Source organism: Vibrio wakamikoensis, from assembly GCF_050337275.1.
In the GTDB taxonomy this organism is placed as follows: Bacteria; Pseudomonadota; Gammaproteobacteria; order Enterobacterales; family Vibrionaceae; genus Vibrio; species Vibrio chaetopteri.
In genome coordinates this window covers 50,808-72,555 of record NZ_JAKJST010000031.1, presented here as the reverse complement: position 1 = coordinate 72,555, position 21,748 = coordinate 50,808, and the positions used below count along the sequence as shown (strand labels likewise).

The window sequence follows — 21,748 nt, the reverse complement described above, 5'->3', positions numbered from 1 at the left end:
GGCACGTCTTTAATCATTGAGATATCTGAATGCGAGATAGAAAAAGGGCTGTGTCGATGACACAGCCCTTTGAAGTTGGGATGCTAGCGGATATTAACCCTGCTTGTTCTGCTCTGCTTTGCAAACGGCCGCAGTAAATACCACGTCAGTTGAGCTGTTCAGCGCTGTCTCGGCAGAATCTTGAATCACACCAATGATAAAGCCAACCGCAACAACCTGCATTGCGACATCGTTTGAGATGCCAAACAGACCACACGCTAGAGGAATAAGTAGCAGCGAACCGCCAGCGACGCCTGATGCACCACAAGCAGATACCGCAGCAACAATGCTAAGTAGTAGTGCGGTAAAGATATCGATTTCGATGCCCATGGTATGCACAGCCGCTAGAGTCAGCACCGTAATGGTGATCGCTGCACCTGCCATATTGATGGTCGCGCCTAGCGGGATAGAAACAGAATAAGTGTCTTCATCTAAATCCAGCTTCTCACACAGTGTCATGTTCACTGGGATGTTAGCCGCACTTGAGCGTGTGAAGAACGCTGTCACACCACTTTCACGTAGGCATTGGAACACAAGCGGGTATGGGTTTTCTTTGGTCTTCACGTAGACAATGATTGGGTTTACAACCAGCGCAATGATTGCCATAGCAAGCAGCAGAACGAACAGAAGTTGTGCGTAGCCAGCAAGTGCAGAAAAACCAGTTGTTGCGAAGGTGTTCGCCACTAGGCCAAAAATACCAAATGGGGCTAGACGAATGATGAAACGTACGATTTGTGACACGCCGTGGCTCAGATCTTCAAATACCGCCTTGGTAGTGTCAGAGGCATGGTGCAGGGCTAAACCCAGACCAATTGCCCACGCCAAAATACCGATGTAGTTGGCGTTCATCAGCGCGCTAACTGGGTTATCGACCAGCTTAAACAGCAGTGTGTGTAGAACTTCGCCAATACCTTGCGGTGGCGTTGCTCCTTCCGCGCCGGCAACCAAGGTAAGCTCGGTTGGGAAAAGGAAGCTAAGCAAAACTGCAGTAAGCGCCGCCGAGAATGTACCAATGAGGTACAGCACAACGATTGGACGCATATGCGTGGTTTGGTTTTTCTTTTGGTTGGCAATAGAAGCTGCGACAAGAATGAAAACTAAAATTGGGGCGACAGCTTTAAGTGCTCCGACAAACAAGCTACCAAGCATTCCGAAGCTTTGAGCAGTTGTTGGAGACGCGACAGCGAGGATAAAACCAAAAACGATACCCGCGAGGATCTGCAGAACCAGATTACCATTCGCATAACGGGCAAGGATGCTAGAACTTTGCATTTTTATATCCCTGTATAGATTCTGCACTGAGTCGTGATGGTCTTAGACAGCACCATTCCGCTAGTGCAGTTATTATGTAATAAAGTGTGTTTGCGTTCGGTATCTTAGCAAGACAGGATGATGTGTCTACAAATAATTCAATTGTTGAATGATTTAGTTGTTATTGTTGAGTTTAATGGTTGTAAATGTTGGGTAATTTAGTGTTCGTGACACGAAAAAGGCAGCGTTAGCTGCCTTTTGGGGATCGAGAACGATTTTTTTGACTCAGTTTTAGCCTTGAAGCATGACCGTCGCTTCGCCTTTGATGGCGACTTTTCCTTGCTCATTAAGTACTTGAGTTAGCAGTTTAGCGATGGGTTTATCCTCTCGCACTTCAGTGACCTCTACGCGAGCGGTCACAGTCTCTCCTACACGGATTGGGCAGGTAAACTGTAGTGTTTGCCCAAGATAAATAGCACCAGGCCCCGGGATTTTTGATGCCAGCAGTCCAGACACTAAACTCGCGCCTAACATACCATGCACAATCGGCACCTCGAACGGTGTCATTGCGGCAAAGGCTTCATCCAAATGAACCGGGTTATAATCTTCCGCTAACGAGGCAAACTGTTCTACGGCCGCTTTATCGAGTGTTTTACTTAGGCTCGCGTATTGTCCTACTTCAAGCGACATGGCAGCTCTCCTCTTGCGTGTTTAGTACGTCTTCAATGCGTTGTTTTACATAATTTCCCGGTGCGTCAAGCTCACCTTCAAGCACGCGAGCCTCAATTTTCTGTGAGAAATTACGCGCATCAAGCCACTCTTGCCAGTGTCCCCACCAAGAGCCAGTGTGCTTGTCTGCTGTCTCAAGCCAAGTGTCGGCGTCCGTATCCACTTTGTCATTCGTCCAATAGCCATACTTGGTTGAATCCGCATGATTCATCGGGCCGGCAATATGTCCGCTTTCCGCTAGTACAAAAGTGTTTTGACCGCTTAGCAGATCCGTGCCCTTAAAGGTGCCTTTCCAAAGCGCGATATGATCTTCGATAGCGGAAAGGAAGAAAGTTGGCGATTTCACTTTGGTAAGGTCGATACCAATACCGTCAATCTCAATGCCATTTGGCTGGCTGAGTTTGTTTTCTAGATAGAACTGGCGCAGCATTTGGTTGTGACAACTTGCTGGCACATTGGTGTTGTCGCTATTCCAATGCAGTAGATCAAACGCGACAGGTTTTTCACCTTTCAGGTAGTTGGTGATGTAGTAGTTCCAGTAAAGGCTGTTTTCACGAAGCAAACTGAACGACACCGCCATTTGGCGCCCGTCCATATAGCCTTGATGGTTGTTTTGAGACTCAATAGCCGAAATCATCGGGTCATTGATAAAGATGCCAAGCTCACCAGGCTGCTGGAAATCGAGGATCGTGGTTAATAGCGTGGCTGATTTAATGCGCTGCTTGCGACGCTTTCCTGCAAGATAGGCCATCGCGGCTGTAAGCAGTGTACCGCCAATACAATAGCCTAGTCCGTTCACTTCACGCTCACCAGTCTGGGCTTCAATCGCATCCAGCGCCGGGATGATGCCGTCTATCACGTAGTGGCCAAAGTCAGTATCACGGTACGATGCATCCGGGTTAACCCAAGAGATCATAAATACGGTGTGGCCTTGATCGACCAGCCATTTCACAAATGACTTACGCTGATTCAAATCCATGATGTAGTACTTGTTCACAAAAGGTGGCACCAACATCATCGGACGCTTGTACACTTCTTCTGTTGTCGCTTGATACTGAATAAGCTCAAACAGATGGTTTTTGAATACCACTTTGCCTTCTGTCGCCGCAACGTTTTCGCCAACCACAAACGCTTCGCTATCGGTCATACGGATATTGAGCATGTCTACGCTTTTGCTCATATCTTTCTGCAATTGGTCGAGGCCTTTGATGAGGTTCTCACCGTTGGACTCTAGCGTCAGCTTCATGATTTCTGGGTTGGTTGTGATGAAGTTACTTGGTGACATCGCATTGAGAAACTGGCGCGCAAAGAACTCGAGGCGCTCTTTTGCTTCTGGTTCGATATCTTGGGTATTACCAATGGTATCGAGTACCGATTTACAGACCAGTTTATAACTCTCTTTGATGTAGCTATACATCGGATTTTCAGACCAGCTTTCATCTCTAAAACGGGGATCTGTCTCTTTAGCGGTAGATTCGCTGGTCGACAAAATACAGTCATTAAACAGGTTTATCTGTTGGTTCCACCATGTCATTTGCTGCTCTAGGATACTGGTAGGGTTGCTAGCGACAGATTGTGCGAGCTGACTCCAGTCTTCGACTTGAGATTTGAAGATGGTGGATTGAGTAGGCTTTTGAAACGCATCAAACCAACCTTGGGTGGCTTGAAAGTAACTATCGATGACATCTTGGAATGGGGGCTTATTTTCCATCTTCTCATCCTTTATTGCATAGAAAATAGAGGGCGACACCATGTTTAGAAACGTATGTTTAGAAACTCATGCTCGGAAACTGATGTTTATAAACGAATAGTTATTAACGAGGTACGCCCATCTCAAAAAGCGGAGCCAAGATTACTTGTTTGGCGTAATTGAACTTGCCGAAATTTCATCAACAGCGGCTTTAAACTCGTTACCAATCTGGCTTAGCTTTTGACCGTCTTCCAGTAGGCGCTGGCTTACTTTAGTAATGATCTCGAGTTGTTTGCTGCCGTGGTTCATCAGATCTTGTGGTTGTTTCACCGCCACAAGGCTTTGTAGGTTTTCGTTAGTCAACTCGCTGTATGCAGTCAAAGTTTCAATCTGCATTTTTGATAGTGTTTCTACGTTCTTCGCAACCAGTTGGCTGAAGTTAGCAAATGGGTTAAGAACAGATTGTAGTTGAGCATTTACTGCTTCTAGAGCGGCTTGATTTTGCATGGTTAGCTTCCTTTTAAACGTCTTTTTGATGAACAACGTGTCTCTAATATCGAGTTACCTGTTCGCTTTTTGATTTAAGTCATGGAATTCAAACGCGTGTTTGAATACGGATATGATGAAGAATGCTTAACCCTTTGTCACTAGCCTCAAAAGGCATAATTTATAGGTGATCAGCTCTAAAAATAATGCTCAGTGTTTAATTGTCCTTTGAGTTTGATTGCATAAGTGCCCAATTTAATTACTGTTAATGACTTGTTGTTATTTAAATTGTGTTTGAATTTTGATTTTGCTAGACGGCTATTAATTGCCAAAATTGAAATGTAGATCACAAAAATACAGCCGTTCACCTGTAGTAAAAGGCAGTCAATGTATTCGACTTGCTTTATTTATGCTGGATTAACTATTCGATTCTTTGATTGCTGTTGGATCCGGGGTTGCATTCCTTGTGTGAATGCTTTGCTGGTGATTCATGTTTTTGTTGTGGTGGTTTATTGTTAACTTTCTGTATTTTAAGTATTTTATTGCAATTTCTTTTGGCTTTGAAATTAACCTAAAAAATTTCCCTACTACTTTCATGAGCTTAGATGTATATGCTCTCTGCAATGGATGTTAATTTTAAAAAGTTGATGTTAATCACTTGTTGGATTAAATTTTGCTGGATATATTAAACGAGCGTTTGATACGGGCGTTTTAAATTATGAAAGTAAAATCTGGAACAAAAGAAAAGATATTTAATATTGCTCAGACTCTATTTATAGAGCGAGGTTATAACAATACATCGCTACGAGATATCACTCAAAGAGCCGATGTGAATCTAGCTGCCGTCAATTATCACTTTGGAGATAAAAACTCTTTAGTACAGGCGATTTTGGATGACTACCTCGTTCATTTAATGCCACAAGTGCATGGGCAATTAGAACAATTGAACCTCAGAGCAAGCTATAGCGTTGAGGATGTGTTGAACACAATAAAGTCGCCGCTATTGGGTTTAAATAAGTTACACCCAAATGGCATGGCCAGCTTTTTATTGCTCATTGCTAGCGGTTATAGCGATGTTCAAGGACATTTGCGATGGTTCATTGTTAATCATTACGGGAAAACTTTAGAGCTATTCAAACTATCTATGCTCACAGCTAACCCAAGTATTGATGAAGAGCCTTTGTTTTGGCGATTGCATTTTGCCCTTGGGGCGTTCGTGTTTGCCACTGTGTCATCTAAGGCATTAAACGAGATCGCTGCAAGCCAGTTCGATCGAGACAGTGACTTATTAAATATTATCGAGCAAGCCATACCCTACATTTCGGCTGGCTTAGAAACCGACAACAAGCAAGATAATTGCGAAACTCAACAAAAGGATTAATGGATATGAGTGTCATTACAAAGAAGTTGATCAGCCAGCCAGCATTTAATCTGTTTAAGAAAGTGCTGCCACCTCTGTCTGCCACTGAACGTGAGGCCATGGAAGCGGGCGGAGTATGGTGGGATGGCGAATTGTTTTCTGGTAATCCAGATTTTAATACTCTTCACAATTATCCCAAGCCGACGCTGACCGCGGAAGAACAGAACTTTATAGAAAATCAGCTCGAAACGTTGTTGTCGATGCTCGATGATCACAAAGCCGTCAAAGAAGATCGCGATTTGCCACCAGAAGTCTGGGAGTATCTGAAGAAAGAGCGCTTCTTCTCCCTTATCATCTCCAAGGAATACGGCGGGCGCGCTTTCTCTGCGCTGGCCAATTCAACGATAGTGTCCAAAATCGCGACTCGTAGCATGAGCGCGGCGATTACGGTCATGGTGCCTAACTCCTTAGGCCCAGGCGAACTGCTTTCACACTATGGTACTCAAGCACAAAAAGACTATTGGTTGCCTCGACTCGCTGATGGTACAGACACACCATGTTTTGCCCTCACGGGGCCTGAAGCAGGTTCTGATGCGGGTGGTATACCGGATACCGGCGTTGTTTGTTATGGCGAACACCAAGGTGAGGAAGTGTTAGGTATCCGACTTAATTGGAACAAACGTTATATCACCTTAGCGCCCATAGCGACCGTAATGGGACTGGCGTTTAAGATGCTAGATCCTGACGGTTTACTTGGCGATAACAAGAACGTCGGCATTACGTGTGCATTGATTCCAACCGATCACCCTGGTGTGGTGATAGGCGAAAGACATGACCCCCTTCATTTGGCCTTCATGAATGGCACGATCCAAGGTCAGGATGTGTTCATCCCGATGGACTGGCTCATTGGCGGCGCTAACTATGCGGGTAAGGGCTGGCGTATGTTGGTGGAATGTCTATCAGCAGGGCGCGGTATATCACTGCCGGCACTAGGCACCGCTATTGGCCATTTGACGGCGAGAACAACCGGTGCGTACGCCTATGTTCGTAAGCAGTTTGGTATGTCGATTGGTAAATTTGAAGGGGTGGCTGAAGCGTTAGGTCGTATTGGCGGTTTGAACTACTTGCTGGAAGCGAGCCGCACCCTAACAACGACGTCGCTTGATATGGGGCAAAAACCGGGTATTGTCACCGCCATTGCCAAATATCACATGACAGAAATCTCACGCACCATCTTGAATGACTCGATGGATATCCACGCAGGGCGTGCTATCCAATGTGGGCCAATGAACTACTTGTCTTCGGCCTATTTGGGTGTGCCGGTTGCTATCACGGTGGAAGGTGCGAACATTCTAACGCGTAACCTTATGATTTTTGGTCAGGGTGCCACGCGTTGCCATCCATACGTGTTCCAAGAAATGGAAGCGGCGGCCAACCCAGATCATCAAGCGGGTCTTGAGGCGTTTGATAACTTGTTGTTTAAACATATCGGTCACGCGACAAAAAATTCTATTGGCGGCTTGTTTGCTGCATTGACAGGCTCTGCGCTAACCTCGTCGCCGGTAAGTGGTGAAACAGCTCGTCACTATAAAAATTTGAAGCGCTTGAGCAAGGCTCTTGCGGTGAGTGCTGACTTTGCCATGTTAACGCTGGGTGGTGAGCTGAAACGCAAAGAGCTGATTTCTGCGCGACTCGGTGATGGTCTTGCATACCTCTATTTGGCATCAGCAGTATTGAAGAAATACCAAGATGAGGGCAGCCGAGCAGAAGAACGTGACTTTGTTGATTATGCAGTCGATTACTGTTTCCACCATGCGGCGAAGTCATTGAATGAAGCTTACCGCAACTTTCCAAGCGGATTCGCAGGTAAAACATTAAAAACACTGCTATTCCCAATTGGTAACCATTTCAAATTACCAAGCGATGATGTCACTTTGCGCATCGCAAACAAGCTGATGGTACCTGGTGAAATGCGCGATCGCTTGACGCATCTGTGCTATGTCGGAGCTGCTGAAGATGACAATGTTGGACTGATGGATCGCGCTTTTGTTGCCATGTATGGTGTGCGAGATTTAGAGAAGAAGCTTCTTGCAGGCGTTAAAGCAGGCAAGGTTGCTCGCAAAGGACTATTAGCTGACCGTTTGGCACAAGCACTGAAAGAAAATATCTTGAGCCAAGAGGAAGTCGATAAAATTCTAGAGGCGGATGCGCTTCGTTACCGAGCGATTCAGGTTGACCATTTCAGCCATGATATGAAGACCACGCTAACGAATGGTGATCCTCAAAAACAAAAGGCGCTCGCCAACGCAAGCTAGCATTAAAAGCCTGTCTACTTCGGTAGGCAGGCTTTTTTGTATAACGATAACAAACGATTAAGTCTCAACTAGGAACATCATGGAAAATCTCCAGCACTATCAAGCGCTAGAAAGCATGTACTTAGCAGCGCCAATTAACGAATTCTATTTACCTCGAATTAAAGTTCAGGAAGCTCAGGCAGATATTGAAATTGAGCTACATAAAAAATACTTTCACACGGCAGGTGCGGTGCACGGTTCGGTCTACTTTAAAATGCTCGATGATGCCGCCTTTTTTGCTGCTGCAAGTCTAGAGAAAGAGTATTTTGTTCTGACGACCTCTTTTACTACCTATATCACTCGGCCTGTTTCCAAGGGGCGTATGAAAGCGGTAGGCAAAGTGGTCAATATCAACAGCAGCCAGTTTATTGTTGAGTCGGTTGCCTATGATGGTGAAGATCGCGAGATCGGGCGAGGCAATGGGTTGTTTGTTCGCAGTAAAATGTTGCTACTAGATGTACCGGGCTATCAGTCTTAAGGGTTTGAATTTATTAAGGGAAGAATTTTCAGAGCCAATTGAGAGAAATTTGTGAGAAATCGGTGAGGCTGCTGCAAACCTTAACCTGCATGCTTTAACACATGGAAACGCGCAACAACCTTAACTTGTGCATTGTGCGTTTAATAAATGGTGTCCTTAGGGACAGTTAAAGGATGGAATCACAATGAAAAAACGTACTCAACTTGGACTTGCTATAACGTCTGCATCACTACTTCTCGGAGCCGGCTCCGTCAATGCCGCTGAGCTTGAAATCACCATCACTAATGCTACTAAGGGCATCTACTTCACGCCGCTCATCGTTGCTGCACACAATTCAGATTTGGTGATGTTTCGCACCGGACAAGCAGCCTCTGCCGAGTTAGAGGCGATGGCTGAAGGCGGGGATATCTCTGCGTTGGCTAGCGTGATCGGTAACGCCGGCGGAGTAGTGGTCGAAAATCCAGCGACTGGCATTTTAAACCCAGGTGTTGCGACGACCTTTTCAATGGATAGCGGAAGCTTTGGCTACCTCTCTCTAAGTGCGATGTTACTGCCAACTAATGACGGCTTTGTTGGCCTAGATAGCTGGAAAATTCCAACTGAACCAGGCACCTACAAAGCGACGCTGCGCGGCTATGATGCGGGCACCGAAGCCAATGACGAGCTTGCTGGAAGCATGCCTAATCCACCTTTCCTTACCTTTGGTGCTGGCGGTAGCGGTGTTGAAACCACAGTAACCAATACCACCGTTCATGTTCATCCAGGTAATTTGGGCGATAGTGATCCCGCTGGTGGTATTAGTGACCTAGACAATACCAGTCACCGCTGGTTAAACCCTGTTGCAACGATCACTGTTGTAGTGAAATAGGAGGTCACATGAAGACACGAATTTTACTATTGGCCAGCGCTGTTGCGGTGATTGCAGGGTGCGGTCACAACGATGATGACAGCCCAGCGACTCAAAACTACCGTTATACGGTGAGCGTTCAAAATTTGTCGGCGAATCAGCCATTGAGCCCACTTGCGATACTTGCTCACAATAGTGGCTTTAGCATGTTTGAGGTAGGGCAGAGCGTATCTGTTGAGCTAGAACATTTGGCTGAAGGTGGCAGCAATGCTGAGTTGCTTGCGTTAAGTGGCAGTGACGATAATGTTTACACCAGCACATCAGGGAAAGGGCTCATCATGCCTGGTGCGAGTGACTCCATCACCTTGACCTTGTCACCAGAGCAAGCTAAGTATCTGTCGGTTGCGTCTATGTTTGTGAACACGAATGATGCGTTTGTCGGTGAAACTGGATTGTCCATTGGTAGCCTCGCATCTGGCGAAACCTTTGTCATGGACATGAATGTCTGGGATTCAGGAACCGAAGGGAATGATGAACTGGCGGCAACCATACCTGGACCTGCTGGTGGTGGCGAAGGCTTTAACGCCAATCGGAATGATGACGACAAAGTCACTTTTCATCCGGGAATTGTGAGTAAAGACGATGGGTTAGCAACATCTGCATTGTCTGCGAATCACAGGTTCTTAAACCCTGGGGCAAGAATTACCATTACACGAATCGAATAATGAAAGTTATTACTACCTGCTCCGGTCATGTGCTAGGTCTACGGAATTGGAGCAGGTATCGTGATATGGCAAGTCAACCAAACCGCAGTTCGTTTTCTGCAAGTGCGCCCCAAGCCTCCACTGCGGCGTATAAAGCCGCCAATATATTATTGGTAGAAGACGACGATGATCTCGCTGACCTAGTTCAGATGCATCTTAAGTTTCAGGGGCATCAGGTCACGAGAGTGAGTTTGTGTGGGGAAGCGCGCCAACACTGCAGCGTCCAGCCTTTTGATCTTGTGATTCTCGATAGAGGTCTGCCGGATGGTGACGGCATCGATGTATGCCACTCGCTGCGACGGGTAGAAGATTGGACGCCAGTGCTTATGTTGACTGCACGCGACAGTGAAATGGATAAAGTCGACGGTTTGGAAGCGGGTGTCGACGACTACATTACCAAGCCTTTTAGCGTCTTAGAGTTTCAGGCTAGAGTTCGGAATATTCTACGTCGCCAAACAAGACCTGGCTCCTCAGCGCAAGAGAGCGAAAATAACGAGCTAGTATTTGGACCGCTAACAATTAGCCCAGAGCAGCACACGGTATCATTGCATGGTAAAGCCATTGCACTTACCGCCACTGAATTTACATTGCTGCACTTTTTGGCCTCAAGACCTGGCAGGGTCTATAGCAAGGATGAACTGCTAGAGCATGTTTGGCACACCAACCACACCGGTTATCACCATACAGTGTGTAGCACCATCAACAGGCTGCGCACTAAGCTGACGGTGCCCGATTCTACCCAGATGAGCGCCGACACTGAGGCTTCCGATAATTCACAACCAAGTAACCAACAAAGCTTTGTTCAGACGGTGTGGGGCGTTGGTTATAAGTTTCAATCGATTCGCGTGTGACGGATTGGATGTGATGAGTTTGATGTGATGGAAGCGAAGTCTAAAAGGAGGTGGTATGAGTTTCAAAATGCGCTTAGTGATTTTTACCAGTCTCTGGTTCTGCCTTATGACGGTGATCATTGCCGTGACGTATCATTGGCAGCGACAAACCATTGAGTACCGTACGACCCAAAGTCTGCATAAAGACTTAGCGGTACATATGCGCGATGACAATCCACTGATGATTGGCACCGAATACAACCCCAAAGCGCTGAAATCAATATTTCATACCTTAATGCTCATCGGCCCTGATTTTGAGATCTATTTTCTTGATGCCCAAGGGAATATTACCACTCATGCAGCGCCAGAAGGGGCTGAGATCATGGGTAGTATTGATATCGAACCGATACGGCGTTTTTTGTCAAATCAACCGTTTCCGATCCTCGGGCAAGACCCACGTCATCCAGGGGAAGACACGGTATTCTCAGTCGCCGCGATAGAGGAGTTTGGCTCTACCATCGGTTACTTGTATGTGGTCATTGGCAGCACCAAGCATTCAGCGATTGCCAAAGCACAAGTGGATACGCCCTACATCGCCTTAACGGGGTTGACGCTGCTGTCGATTCTTGGGTTTGCGATAGGCGCTTATTGGTTAGTGAAACGCAGCCTGCTCACCCCTATTGAAAAAGTGACCATGAACTTGGAGCAGCAGGCCGAACAAGACTTTCGCTTAAAGCCGGATTTTACCAAACAGGTACCCGAGTTAGTGCCGATCGCGCATTCGTATCAGAAAATGGCCAAGCAGATTCAGCAGCAGTTTCTTCAACTTGAATACCAAGCAAGTAGTCGCCGTGACACACTCGTGCAGCTCAGCCATGATTTAAAAACGCCACTCTCTAGCGTTCTGGGGTATTTGGAAACCTGGAAATTGCAACACCCGGGTTCTGACCCCTTGATTGAAGTGGCGTATCGCAATTGCGGTAAGCTGTCGGAGCAGCTCTATTCACTGCTCGAAACCGCTAAAGCGGATTCTCATTTACCCAGTTATGAGTATCAGCCTGTTGAACTCAGTTCTTTGGTGACAGAGTGTGCCGAAACAATGTTAAGTCAATTTCAAAGACGGCAGATAACACTCAATGTCGAGGTGGATAAAGATATTAAAACCATAGGGGATAAAGGACTGCTGGAGCGATTGGTGCTTAACTTGCTAGAGAATGCGTTGCGTCACAGTCCATCCGGTGCCAGCGTTGATTGCCAAGCCCATACTTCGCCAGATGGCCAAAGCATTCAGTTTGTGTTTATTAATAGAGTAGAAGCCAGCGCGCCGAGCGGGTCATTGGGGATAGGAACGAGGATCGTTCAATCGATTTTAATGTTGCATCACAGCTACTTAGAAACCAGTGCTACGGATACTTTGTATCAGCAGCGATTTGCGCTAAGAGTGCTGTAAACCTAAGAGTGATGTAAAAAGGCTCCGAGCGTACTCGGAGCCGTGTTTGTTTGGGCTTAATGTCTAATCCGTTAGTAGCCTTTTTTACGATGGCGACTTTCAGACTGCACCGACTTGATGAACTTACCAAACTCTTTGGATTTGCTGCGTTTTTCCGCAAGTGATGCACTGTTTCTCGCTTGCTCGCGCTGCAGTTTGAAGTAGTTCTCCATTCGTCTCTCATCAAGATCACCGGCTTCCAATGCTTTGCGCACTGCGCAGCCTGGCTCGTTGGTGTGCTGACAATCACTAAAGCGGCATTGGTTTATCAGCGCTTCAACATCACTAAAGGTTTCGGCTAGGCCTTCTTCACTGGCCGTGAGCTGAATTTCGCGCATTCCCGGTGTATCTAGCAGCAATCCACCCTTTGGCATCTTGTGCATTGAGCGAGACGTTGTGGTGTGGCGACCTTTACTGTCGTCTTCACGAATGCCGCCTGTCGTCAGAGTTTGCGTTTGCATCAGTGTATTCACCAATGTCGATTTACCGACCCCTGATGATCCCATAAACGCCACGGTTTGCCCTGTTCCGCACCATGATTGCAGTCCTTGTAGCGACTCCACATCAAGCGAATTAACCGTTTCTATCATCAAAAATGGGTCAAGGGATTGCACTTGCTGGCGCTTGTCTTCGACATCGTCACACAAGTCGGCTTTGGTGAGTACGATAACCGCTTCTGCTTTGGCTTCATTCACTAACGTTAGGTAGCGCTCGATGCGACTAAGATTAAAGTCAAAGTTGAGCGAGCAGACGATGAACACCGTATCGACGTTCGCAGCAATGTACTGCTCTTCGATTTTTGAGCCCGGCGCCTTGCGGCTGAACAGTGACTTTCGCTCCAGCAAGCGAACAAACCCCTGTTGCTCGTCAAGGAGTAGCCAGTCTCCCACCGTCATCGCTGGGTAGCTAATGTGGTGTTCAAGGTGAAACTCTTGTTGCTCAGTACAAACGATATAACCGCTGCGATGATGAGCAATCACTCGGCCGAAAATAATGCCGTCATACTCTTCTAGCGTGAGCTGTTGTTGAAAATAGGTTTTCCAGCCAAGTTCGTTGATCGCGATTGGATGGGTAAAAATAGAATGCATTGTTAGTACCTAAAATTTGGTCTTATTTTTATAAGGGTCAGGTACTTACCGATGTAAGTGTGTGCAGGTTGCACAAGACCCCGGTTATGAACACCGGGTAAAGAAGGGGAGGGGTTAGGAAACAGTATCTGTTGTTGTGCTTCGCTCAACCGTTAGTTTTAGCCAACTTTACCGGGTGGGTATGAATAACAATCATGAAAATCCTCCAATGTAGTGAGTGAAAACAGGCTAATAATAGCAGCGCAGCGCTGATTGTACAGCGCTGCGATATAGAGCATTGAGATTAGTGATGTTTATGATGCTTCATACCCGACATGACTTTTTTCACTGGCACGGTCAGGACTTTCACTTCACCATTGGCAAAGTTTAGCTCAACGTTAATGGTGTCCCCTTCTTTCATAGGCGCTTTTACATCCAATAGCATCACATGCAGGCTGCCAGGCTTAAGGATGGTTTTACCATTGGCTGGAATGTCGATGGTGTTCACTTGACGCATCTTCATGACATCACCTTCTTTGATAACATCGTGCAGTTCAACCACGCTTGACGCTTGTGAGCTTGCGCTAACGATAGTACGAACTTCATTGCCGGTATTTTCAATGGTGCCGAATACCGCGCTGGTTGTTGCATTTGGTGGTGTTGCGCGAGCGTACACATCATTCACATCGATAGCGGCGTGTGCCATCGAAAGAGGCGCTAGGGCGATTGCAGATAGAAGGAGTTTGTTGAGCTTCATGGTTCATTCCATTGTTATAGGTGCATCGTTATAAGTGCATCGTTTATAAAGTATAGTGTTGCTTATCCTTGCTTATTAACGCGATGAATCGCCTCAATAATCGGAGCAGGATTGAGCGTGTGCGGCACTTTTTCAATAAGCGTGCCGTCCGGGCTTAGGAAATAGAAATACGAACTGTGGTCGAGGGTATAGCCAAGCTTGGAGTCCTCAAGTTCTGCCTTACGGAAGATAACGCCATACTTGTGAGCAAGCGGTTTGGTGACTTCCAGCGGCGCAGATAAGCCTTCAATCATTGGGTGAAAGTAGTGGGCGTACTCGGCAGAGGCTTCTGCGGCATCGCGCTCAGGGTCGAGGGAAACAAACATAGGTCTTAGTGTGGCTTTGGTTTCATCGTCGATCTGGTTTAGCGCGCCAGCTAGCATCGCCAATGAGGTTGGGCAGACATCGGGGCAGCGGGTAAACCCAAAGTAGACCACACGGGTGCGAGGGTCAGCTTGATCAAAAATCGCTACAGCTTGCCCATTCTCGCCATACAGTACCGATTCGGAGACCGCTTGCAGTTTGGCAAGCTCTTCGGCCTGCTGTTGTTTTTGTTGTTGGTTGTTGAGATAGAGGTTGCTGCCTATGCCAAGGCCAAACGCAACCGCTAGAAGTCCTATCCATTTTTTGTTCATCGAGCACTCATCCTCAAGGCTGCTTTAATGTCGGTCTCACCATCAGAAACCTTACCATACCAAGTCATACGTTGCTCGGCACAAACTGGTAAGATAATTTCACCTTGATAGACGTCGGGTTTGATCATCTCAAGCTGATACTTGGCGACGCCCATGTCCATCTCCTTGCCTTCCAGAGAAACGGTTAAAAACTCCGTATTGGCATTTGGCCAAAATACATCGACCTTAATCGGCGTCAGCGGCGTGACACGGCGCGTATCGAGCTTAACTTTCACGCCTTGCTGCTCGCAAACTTCGTCAGATAGCATGCAATAGTCAGTCAAATCTATCTCTGTGTTTGGCGCTTGTTTAAACGCCGATGGCAAATAAAAGCCAGCGCCTAGCGCTGCCGCAACAAGGAGAATTTTTAATTTGCTGTTCAAGGTGATGTTAACCCATAGAAGAATTGGTAACCGCATCCTAACATATTCCATATCGGCATCTGTGCGGTAGTCCAAATTTTTGCTGCTTGTTAAATGACTTAGCGAGACGTAAATGGGTCTGTGTGTTTGAAGGAAGCTGAAATTTTGAAATTTGTCATTTACATCAAGATTATCTTTGAGTCACAACTTACCCTACTTTAGCCGTGCTTTACTCGCGTGTTCCTTCAAGCGTGTCTAGAGTCCAAACTGATTAGTACAACATATCGTCAGGCTAGAACAGGAACTATTAACATGAAAATGACTTCAAAATGGGCTTTGTCACTTTATGTATTGTGTGGCTCAGCCCTGTCCAGCCAAGCCTTTGCTATCAATTGCAACACATTGGATGAATGGAGCCCAACCATTGATGGCAAACAAGTGAATTTGCACCATGTATTTTGCGGAGAACCGTCGAAAAACGACCGCGCGAAAGGATTTCATGCCTTTCCCAAGGGCGTGAAACCGAGTAACTTTCAGTCGGCACAACCTACTGATGCACCCAACACAGCAGGCGTGTTTACTCTAAGGCAGATTAAGCTAGAGTTTAACGGCAAGGTGTACACTAAGTCGTTTAGCTCTATGTTTCCAGAGCATTGCAGTGCAGACCAAATTACCGCCAGCATTGTGTACTCCAATACCACGTCAACCGGCAATTGCAGTAACCCAAGTTGGGCACAGTGTGGCATGAGTGCCCCCGCTACCGATGTGACCGATGGCTATTGCAACGGCAACGATGGCAAGCCGTTCCAAGTTGCCAGTGCGCTGCTTTACGATGACAATAGTAAGATAAACACGGGCTTTCCTATTTACCAACCTTAGTGGCAAAGATGGAAGTCGGGTAAGCGTTGAACCTTTAAAGGTGTATAGAGAATCATGACAAAACACGAAGCGTTTCAATGGCCTGATTTTGATGAGGCCAACCCATCTCATTGCACCTTGAAGGACTTTTTTGCTTCCGATATCCAATACTCAGCGCTAATTGGTAAAGAGATCCGTCAGGGTATTCGTGATTACCTCTCTGGTGAGCGTGACAGCTACGACGGTGGTGGTAATGGCTATGAGTTTTGGTGTGCGCAGGAAGGGTTTTATCTGCAAGGCATCTATTCCGGTGGCGATGAAGCTGAGGTGTGCGTGAGCTACCCGGTCGTGTTAACAGGCCTTGAAGCCTGGTTAGTTTGGATAGAGCAAAGTTAGCCGCGCCAAAGGGTTAACCTATGACGATCAGCAGCGATGACAACTGCCGGACTTAGGCGCGTATTCCATAAGATTCCCCTGAAAATCAACGGAAAAGTCACAGCAGCTATGAAATACATCCAATAGTTTTTTACGGCTTTGCTTCACTCGCGACTTGAGCGTGGAGTAATTGATGCCTTTGTTCATTGCGTAATCTTTTTGCGACACTGCGTCGATTTCTATTGCGATGAGTAGCTCGGCATCTTGCTCTGGTAGCTGCTTGATAAATGGCAGCAGACAGTGGGAGAGCTCGCTGATAAGCTGCGCTTCATCTTGTTCCTGGTGCCACAAATCATCCGATGTCACTTCCTGCCTTTTACTGTTTTTTCGGTAAAAGTCGATAATGGTATTGTTGGCAATCTGGAACAGCCAGGGTTTGATTTTGCTCTCGTCGGTCACCGCTTGAAAGCCATTGTGAGTTTTAATCAAAATCTCTTGAAGTAGATCTTCAACATCCGCCGGGTTAGCGATTTTACTATGTAGAAACGCCTTTAGGCTGGATTGATAGGCTAACCAGATTGGCTCAAGTTTCATTTGTCTCATATACCTCATAGTGTTCAGCTTAACTGTGTTAGTAAGAGTGTTTGTTAGCCAGTGATTAGAGCTACTCAGTTTAACCTCTTTGTTGCTCAAAGTGACCGACAGTTTTCTTCGACCCTTAGTAAGACGATCAAGAATTCAAAAAGACGACATCTCTTTAAATTGCGTGAACGTCTTGTCAGTGACACCACCACTACATAAAGATGAACTGCCGATAAAGGCTGTCTAGCTCCGCGCGAATTTGTTGAATTTTTTGGTCATCATTAGTGTCTACGGCTTCGAACAGAGCTTTTTCCCTTTGAGTGATTTGCTGACACAAGCTCTTAAGATCATCACAAAACCCCACATGGTGATGGGCTTTTTGTCTCGCGGTTTCTACCGCTGACGCAATCTTTCTACGCGAACTCATAGGAATCACGTTGTTGGTTTGATTGTAGGCCTGTTGCCGCGTACGTCGCTGCAATGATTCATCTATTGCTTGCTTCATTGCTGGAGTGACCTTGTCTGCGTAAAGAATGGCTTTGCCATTGACGTTGCGTGCAGCTCGGCCAATGATTTGAATTAGAGCTTCTACAGAACGTAAGAAGCCTGCATGGTCAGCATCCAAAATAGCAACCAACGAAGCCTCTGGAATATCTAATCCCTCACGTAGTAGGTTGATACCGATTAACACATCAAATTCACCGGCTCTGAGAGCATTAATGATCTCCACTCTATCGGAAGTTTTAACGTCAGAATGCAGATAGCGAGCCCGAATACCTTGCTCATTAAAGAAATCATTCAGTGTTTCGGCGCTGCGCTTGGTTAATGTTGTCACAAGCGTCCGTTCGTTTTGTGCTGAGCGAATACGTATCTCTTTTAACAAATCCTCCATGCAGCTTGCCGAAGGGCGAACTTCAACTTCAGGGTCTAATAACCCTGTTGGGCGGATAATTTGCTCGATAACGACTTCATTTGAACGTTTAACTTCATACTTCCCTGGTGTCGCTGACACGAAGATGGTTTGAGGTTTTACTTTTTCAAACTCGCTAAAGGTTAGCGGGCGATTATTGAGTGCTGAGGGTAAACGGAATCCATAGTCAATTAAGGTGTCTTTGCGGCTGCGGTCTGATTTTGACATCGCGCTAATCTGAGGCACCATCACGTGGGATTCATCAATAAAGACGAGACCGTCTTTAGGTAAATAATCCATGAGAGTGGTTGGTGGCAAAGCGGGATCTCTATCATTCAGATAGCAGGCGTAGTTTTCAATCCCTCCGCAGTAGCCTAATTGCCGCATCATTTCAATATCGTGCATGCAGCGCTCATACAACCTAGCGGCTTCGGTCACTCTATTTTCTGCACTGAGTTCTGCAACTCTGCTCTCCATTTCAAGTCTAATTTGCTCGCTAGCTTCACGTACCTTCTCTGCAGAAGAGGCGTAGAGGGTTTTTGGTGACACTTTGTATTCGCTACAAGGTGCTAGCACGTCTCCTGTCGCTGGATCTATCCAGCTCAGACGATGAATCGTCCCTTTGTTTAGATCTACACGAATGCCATCTTTCTCAGAGTCTGCGGGAAAGATATCGATGGTATTGTTTTGCACCCTATAGCCCGCGCGTGAAAGTTTTGGCTGAGTAGGTGTGTACTGTAAGCGCGCTAGACGGTTCAACAGGTCATCTAGATTTAACTGAGCTCCAACCGCTAAAGGGATTTGTAAATCACGATACGCCTGCGGATCCCCTAATCCATAAACAGATGACACCGACGCGACAACCACTACATCACGCCTTTCAATCAGAGATTTCGTAGTGGATAAACGTAATCGTTCTAGTTGTTCATTTATGGCTGAATCTTTACGGATAAAACGGTCGCTGCCAGGGATGTAGACCTCTGGCTGAAAATAATCGTAATAAGAAACAAAATACTCAACGGCATTCTCTGGAAAGAATCGTTGCATCTCGCTATACAGCTGAGCGGCCAGTGTTTTGTTGTGAGCCAAAATTAGCGTAGGGCGCTGCAGGCGATGAATGATATTCGCCATGGTAAAGGTCTTGCCAGACCCAGTGACACCTTTGAGGGTTTGGTGGGTTTTGCCGCTATTGACGCCTTCAATCAATCTCGCAATGGCTTCAGGTTGATCACCAGAGGGTGGGTACTCAGAATGAAGAATAAATGTGTTTTTCATTAGACATATTCCTTGTGAGTGAGCAACCAAAAGTATAGTTAGGATCAGTTATTTATCGAGTTGTTGCGGGGAGCGACGGGCTGACTTTCATCAAGTTACATCTTGGTGAACCTGACATTTGGCAAGGTCTATATTTAATGTTGGTAAAGAAGGTGACAGAGGGGCGCTGAGTAGGCAACACAGATGTTGCCCCGATATTCAGCGTTGATCACTATTGAAGTTGGCGTTCAGCATCCCAGGCTTAATAACCCTCGGCCATAATATGATAAATCCGAGACCCAAAATCACCGATATACCGAGTATGCTCGGTAATTTCTACTCCCATAAACTGATTGTTTAGCGGTAGGCCAACACTGGCTAGTTGGTCACCATAGAGCTGATACAGCTCGCTGTTAACACGTGTATCTGTGGTTTCAATCTCTTCGCGATACTGCGCTCTAGAGCGGACGATAAATGCCAGCTCTGGGTTCAGCGCAGGCAGTTTGATGGTTTCTAGCTCGCCACTGCTTTGCTGCAGTTTTTGGTAGTAGCCGAGTAGGGCTTCGTTGCCGTCATCATTGACCACCAACCAGGTGGTAATGTTGCCTTCAAATGGGGAAGACAGACGGTAAAAGCGGCCAAATTGAAGCAGTTGTCGGTGCTGCTTATAGAATGCGATTTGCTCCACCACCGCTTGGGTTTCTTGCTCGGTAAGTTGAGTGATGTCGAGTTGGTAGCCGAAGTTTCCAAAGGCAGCGACATTAAAGCGCGTTTCAAGCGGTGTGCGTCGCAGAACTTGGTGCGATGGTTTCGCGGCTACATGGGCGCTCATGGCCGACAACGGATAGCAAAGAGAGGTACCGTGCTGGATGTTCAAGCGCTCAATGGCATCGGTGTTATCACTCGTCCAGGTTTGCGGCATGTAGCTGAGCATGCCGAGATCAAAGCGATTGCCGCCGCTAGAGCAAGACTCAAATAGAATGTTCGGGAAGGTCTTGGTTAGTCGCGTGAGTAAGTCATACAGTCCCAGAACGTAGCGGTGATTAAATGAAGCTTGTTCCTTTGCTGACAAGGAATGAGCGTAGCTATCACTGAAGTTTCGGTTGTGATCCCATTTCACGTAATCGACTCGGGCGCGGGAGAACACGTCACTGAGCTTCTCAAACAAATAGTCAATCACTTCAGGGTTGGCCATATCGAGTACGAGCTGATTTCGACCTAATGATGGTGTGCGCTCGGGATGAGTAATCGCCCATTCAGGGTGGGCGCGAAATAGCTCGCTGTCAGGCGAGACCATTTCTGGCTCGACCCAAATACCAAATTTGAGTCCATAATCTTTCACGGTCTCACTGATGCGTGCGATACCACCGACAAGTTTTGGGTTGTCAAAATAGTCGCCAAGGCTGGTGGTGTCATCATTACGTTTGCCAAACCAGCCATCATCGAGCACAAATAGCTCGACACCAATAGACTTGGCTTTTTGTGCGATGGCATCCAGTTTGTCGTAGTCGAAATCGAAGTAGGTTGCTTCCCAGTTGTTCACTTGGATAGGACGTTCTACATTGCGCCACTGCTCTGAAATAACATGCTGGTTGATGAACTGATGCAGTTGCTGGCTCATGCGGTTCAAGCCGCTCGCAGAGTAGGTGAGCGCAATCTCCGGTGTGGTAAAACGCTCGCCTGATTCCAGCTCCCAACGGAAATCAAAGTCATTAATGCCGGTCATGACCCGCGTTTGGTTGTACGGGGAGACTTCAGCCACCGACAAATGGTTACCGCTGTACATGAGCCCAAACCCGTAGCAGGCACCAAGATGTTCATTGGTCTCTTTTCTCGCTAGGGCAATGAACGGGTTGTGATTGGCGCTGCTCACCCCCTTTTTGGAGTCTATCTGAACAGTGCCCTTTTCAAGGCTTTGGCGCGCGATTTGTGCCTCTTTGATCCATTTGCCTTGCAGGTGAATCAGATCCCAGCTTTCGTCAGCAAAATCGACGCAGCTACTGAGTGCGCGAAGAAGTTGTACTGGTCGACTGGCATGATTTCGCACCACTAAATGGCGAGTGATGACGTCGGATTGGCTAAAGACTGAGTAGTGCACATCCACTTCAAGTTTGGTCACGGGATCGGCTAAGGTAATCACTAGGTGGTGACTATCTCGCTCTGCACTGGCAGACGGTAAGCCTTCAAGCGAAGGTTTGCTGTCTAGAAGTTGGTGTGATTGGTAGAGTAAATCGGTGACACGTGAGCCATCGGTATATTCAACATGCAAAAGTGGGCTTCGATAATCCCCTTTGCCAAAGGTAGGTACTTCGAGCCTGAAGGTGTTTAGAGTTTGCCCAGGTATGTCTGCATAGTCTGTCGAGGAGCCCATCTTGTCATGATAAAGATGCTCAAGGGCATTGAACTGAGGTCGATGGGTGAGCCTATCTCCATAGTGAAGATGAACAAGGTGGCCGGTGCTCGTGACCTTAATCAGGTAGCTAGAACGTTTGGTTTGAAGGTGAAACTCTAACCCTTGGTCATTAATCGAAATCATTCAACCACCTATTTATG

General features: G+C 46.7%; 20 protein-coding genes. 9 read left to right on the top strand and 11 right to left on the bottom strand.

What is annotated here, in order from left to right:
- Window positions 1-93: 93 nt before the first annotated feature.
- The 4 genes from sstT to L4C42_RS18520 all read right to left on the bottom strand — a co-directional run bounded on the left by sstT (window position 94) and on the right by L4C42_RS18520 (window position 4,216).
- On the bottom strand, window positions 94-1,311 hold the full coding sequence (gene sstT / locus L4C42_RS18535) for a serine/threonine transporter SstT (RefSeq protein ID WP_353500123.1): 1,218 nt from the start codon (window positions 1,309-1,311) through the stop codon (window positions 94-96).
- A 270-nt stretch (window positions 1,312-1,581) separates the two neighbouring features.
- Window positions 1,582-1,980, bottom strand: coding sequence for a MaoC family dehydratase (locus tag L4C42_RS18530; RefSeq protein ID WP_353500124.1), 399 nt, complete (start codon window positions 1,978-1,980; stop codon window positions 1,582-1,584).
- Complete coding sequence (gene phaC, locus L4C42_RS18525; RefSeq protein WP_353500125.1) at window positions 1,970-3,730, bottom strand: class I poly(R)-hydroxyalkanoic acid synthase; 1,761 nt, start codon at window positions 3,728-3,730, stop codon at window positions 1,970-1,972. Before phaC ends, L4C42_RS18530 begins: the two co-directional genes overlap by 11 nt.
- 141 nt (window positions 3,731-3,871) lie before the next feature.
- A complete protein-coding gene (locus L4C42_RS18520; protein ID WP_042500368.1) occupies window positions 3,872-4,216 on the bottom strand; it encodes a phasin family protein in 345 nt (114 codons plus the stop codon).
- A 697-nt stretch (window positions 4,217-4,913) separates the two neighbouring features.
- On the opposite strand from L4C42_RS18520, the gene L4C42_RS18515 reads away from it, so the two are divergent.
- The 7 genes from L4C42_RS18515 to L4C42_RS18485 all read left to right on the top strand — a co-directional run bounded on the left by L4C42_RS18515 (window position 4,914) and on the right by L4C42_RS18485 (window position 12,278).
- Window positions 4,914-5,576 (top strand): TetR/AcrR family transcriptional regulator, encoded by a 663-nt coding sequence (locus tag L4C42_RS18515; RefSeq protein WP_353500126.1) that lies wholly within the window; start codon window positions 4,914-4,916, stop codon window positions 5,574-5,576.
- Window positions 5,577-5,581: 5 nt separating this feature from the next.
- The gene (locus L4C42_RS18510; protein ID WP_353500127.1) at window positions 5,582-7,870 is read left to right on the top strand and encodes an acyl-CoA dehydrogenase; all 2,289 of its coding nucleotides are present in this window, start codon (window positions 5,582-5,584) and stop codon (window positions 7,868-7,870) included.
- A 79-nt stretch (window positions 7,871-7,949) separates the two neighbouring features.
- The gene (locus tag L4C42_RS18505) at window positions 7,950-8,387 is read left to right on the top strand and encodes a PaaI family thioesterase (RefSeq protein WP_353500128.1); all 438 of its coding nucleotides are present in this window, start codon (window positions 7,950-7,952) and stop codon (window positions 8,385-8,387) included.
- Between the two features lie 184 nt (window positions 8,388-8,571).
- Window positions 8,572-9,255, top strand: coding sequence for a spondin domain-containing protein (locus L4C42_RS18500; protein ID WP_353500129.1), 684 nt, complete (start codon window positions 8,572-8,574; stop codon window positions 9,253-9,255).
- Window positions 9,256-9,263: 8 nt separating this feature from the next.
- Entirely contained in the window at window positions 9,264-9,959 is a 696-nt protein-coding gene (locus tag L4C42_RS18495; protein ID WP_429761590.1) for a spondin domain-containing protein, read from the top strand.
- 65 nt (window positions 9,960-10,024) lie between these two features.
- Window positions 10,025-10,849, top strand: coding sequence for a response regulator transcription factor (locus tag L4C42_RS18490; RefSeq protein ID WP_353500131.1), 825 nt, complete (start codon window positions 10,025-10,027; stop codon window positions 10,847-10,849).
- Between the two features lie 55 nt (window positions 10,850-10,904).
- Entirely contained in the window at window positions 10,905-12,278 is a 1,374-nt protein-coding gene (locus L4C42_RS18485) for a sensor histidine kinase (protein ID WP_418642661.1), read from the top strand.
- 71 nt (window positions 12,279-12,349) lie between these two features.
- Here L4C42_RS18485 and rsgA read toward each other — a convergent pair whose 3' ends face one another.
- The 4 genes from rsgA to L4C42_RS18465 all read right to left on the bottom strand — a co-directional run bounded on the left by rsgA (window position 12,350) and on the right by L4C42_RS18465 (window position 15,273).
- Window positions 12,350-13,405, bottom strand: a complete 1,056-nt coding sequence (rsgA, locus tag L4C42_RS18480; protein ID WP_353500133.1) for a ribosome small subunit-dependent GTPase A — start codon at window positions 13,403-13,405, stop codon at window positions 12,350-12,352.
- 283 nt (window positions 13,406-13,688) lie between these two features.
- Entirely contained in the window at window positions 13,689-14,141 is a 453-nt protein-coding gene (locus tag L4C42_RS18475; RefSeq protein WP_042500419.1) for a copper chaperone PCu(A)C, read from the bottom strand.
- 62 nt (window positions 14,142-14,203) lie between these two features.
- On the bottom strand, window positions 14,204-14,815 hold the full coding sequence (locus tag L4C42_RS18470) for an SCO family protein (RefSeq protein ID WP_353500134.1): 612 nt from the start codon (window positions 14,813-14,815) through the stop codon (window positions 14,204-14,206).
- Complete coding sequence (locus L4C42_RS18465; protein ID WP_418642660.1) at window positions 14,812-15,273, bottom strand: hypothetical protein; 462 nt, start codon at window positions 15,271-15,273, stop codon at window positions 14,812-14,814. The genes L4C42_RS18470 and L4C42_RS18465 overlap by 4 nt, the downstream gene beginning before the upstream one ends.
- 255 nt (window positions 15,274-15,528) lie before the next feature.
- Between L4C42_RS18465 and L4C42_RS18460 the strand changes: the two genes are divergently transcribed.
- Window positions 15,529-16,095, top strand: coding sequence for an EndoU domain-containing protein (locus tag L4C42_RS18460; RefSeq protein WP_353500136.1), 567 nt, complete (start codon window positions 15,529-15,531; stop codon window positions 16,093-16,095).
- 54 nt (window positions 16,096-16,149) lie between these two features.
- On the top strand, window positions 16,150-16,470 hold the full coding sequence (locus L4C42_RS18455) for a hypothetical protein (protein ID WP_429761589.1): 321 nt from the start codon (window positions 16,150-16,152) through the stop codon (window positions 16,468-16,470).
- A 27-nt stretch (window positions 16,471-16,497) separates the two neighbouring features.
- Here the strand turns inward: L4C42_RS18455 and sigZ are convergent, their stop codons facing one another.
- From sigZ to L4C42_RS18440, 3 genes are all read right to left on the bottom strand, one after another.
- The gene (gene sigZ / locus L4C42_RS18450; protein ID WP_353500173.1) at window positions 16,498-17,043 is read right to left on the bottom strand and encodes an RNA polymerase sigma factor SigZ; all 546 of its coding nucleotides are present in this window, start codon (window positions 17,041-17,043) and stop codon (window positions 16,498-16,500) included.
- Window positions 17,044-17,242: 199 nt separating this feature from the next.
- Window positions 17,243-19,216, bottom strand: coding sequence for an excinuclease ABC subunit UvrB (uvrB, locus tag L4C42_RS18445; RefSeq protein ID WP_418642659.1), 1,974 nt, complete (start codon window positions 19,214-19,216; stop codon window positions 17,243-17,245).
- Window positions 19,217-19,457: 241 nt separating this feature from the next.
- The gene (locus L4C42_RS18440; protein WP_353498749.1) at window positions 19,458-21,731 is read right to left on the bottom strand and encodes an alpha-galactosidase; all 2,274 of its coding nucleotides are present in this window, start codon (window positions 21,729-21,731) and stop codon (window positions 19,458-19,460) included.
- Between the last annotated feature and the right edge of the window lie 17 nt (window positions 21,732-21,748).

Bases quoted from the DNA above. Each gene is read 5' to 3' on its own strand.
- L4C42_RS18465 (WP_418642660.1), bottom strand. From the start codon at position 15,273: ATGCGGTTACCAATTCTTCTATGGGTTAACATCACCTTGAACAGCAAA.
- sstT (WP_353500123.1), bottom strand. From the start codon at position 1,311: ATGCAAAGTTCTAGCATCCTTGCCCGTTATGCGAATGGTAATCTGGTT.
- L4C42_RS18485 (WP_418642661.1), top strand. From the start codon at position 10,905: ATGAGTTTCAAAATGCGCTTAGTGATTTTTACCAGTCTCTGGTTCTGC.
- L4C42_RS18460 (WP_353500136.1), top strand. From the start codon at position 15,529: ATGAAAATGACTTCAAAATGGGCTTTGTCACTTTATGTATTGTGTGGC.
- L4C42_RS18495 (WP_429761590.1), top strand. From the start codon at position 9,264: ATGAAGACACGAATTTTACTATTGGCCAGCGCTGTTGCGGTGATTGCA.
- L4C42_RS18470 (WP_353500134.1), bottom strand. From the start codon at position 14,815: ATGAACAAAAAATGGATAGGACTTCTAGCGGTTGCGTTTGGCCTTGGC.
- L4C42_RS18500 (WP_353500129.1), top strand. From the start codon at position 8,572: ATGAAAAAACGTACTCAACTTGGACTTGCTATAACGTCTGCATCACTA.
- L4C42_RS18530 (WP_353500124.1), bottom strand. From the start codon at position 1,980: ATGTCGCTTGAAGTAGGACAATACGCGAGCCTAAGTAAAACACTCGAT.
- L4C42_RS18455 (WP_429761589.1), top strand. From the start codon at position 16,150: ATGACAAAACACGAAGCGTTTCAATGGCCTGATTTTGATGAGGCCAAC.
- sigZ (WP_353500173.1), bottom strand. From the start codon at position 17,043: ATGAAACTTGAGCCAATCTGGTTAGCCTATCAATCCAGCCTAAAGGCG.
- rsgA (WP_353500133.1), bottom strand. From the start codon at position 13,405: ATGCATTCTATTTTTACCCATCCAATCGCGATCAACGAACTTGGCTGG.
- phaC (WP_353500125.1), bottom strand. From the start codon at position 3,730: ATGGAAAATAAGCCCCCATTCCAAGATGTCATCGATAGTTACTTTCAA.
- uvrB (WP_418642659.1), bottom strand. From the start codon at position 19,216: ATGAAAAACACATTTATTCTTCATTCTGAGTACCCACCCTCTGGTGAT.
- L4C42_RS18510 (WP_353500127.1), top strand. From the start codon at position 5,582: ATGAGTGTCATTACAAAGAAGTTGATCAGCCAGCCAGCATTTAATCTG.
- L4C42_RS18515 (WP_353500126.1), top strand. From the start codon at position 4,914: ATGAAAGTAAAATCTGGAACAAAAGAAAAGATATTTAATATTGCTCAG.
- L4C42_RS18440 (WP_353498749.1), bottom strand. From the start codon at position 21,731: ATGATTTCGATTAATGACCAAGGGTTAGAGTTTCACCTTCAAACCAAA.
- L4C42_RS18520 (WP_042500368.1), bottom strand. From the start codon at position 4,216: ATGCAAAATCAAGCCGCTCTAGAAGCAGTAAATGCTCAACTACAATCT.
- L4C42_RS18505 (WP_353500128.1), top strand. From the start codon at position 7,950: ATGGAAAATCTCCAGCACTATCAAGCGCTAGAAAGCATGTACTTAGCA.
- L4C42_RS18475 (WP_042500419.1), bottom strand. From the start codon at position 14,141: ATGAAGCTCAACAAACTCCTTCTATCTGCAATCGCCCTAGCGCCTCTT.
- L4C42_RS18490 (WP_353500131.1), top strand. From the start codon at position 10,025: ATGGCAAGTCAACCAAACCGCAGTTCGTTTTCTGCAAGTGCGCCCCAA.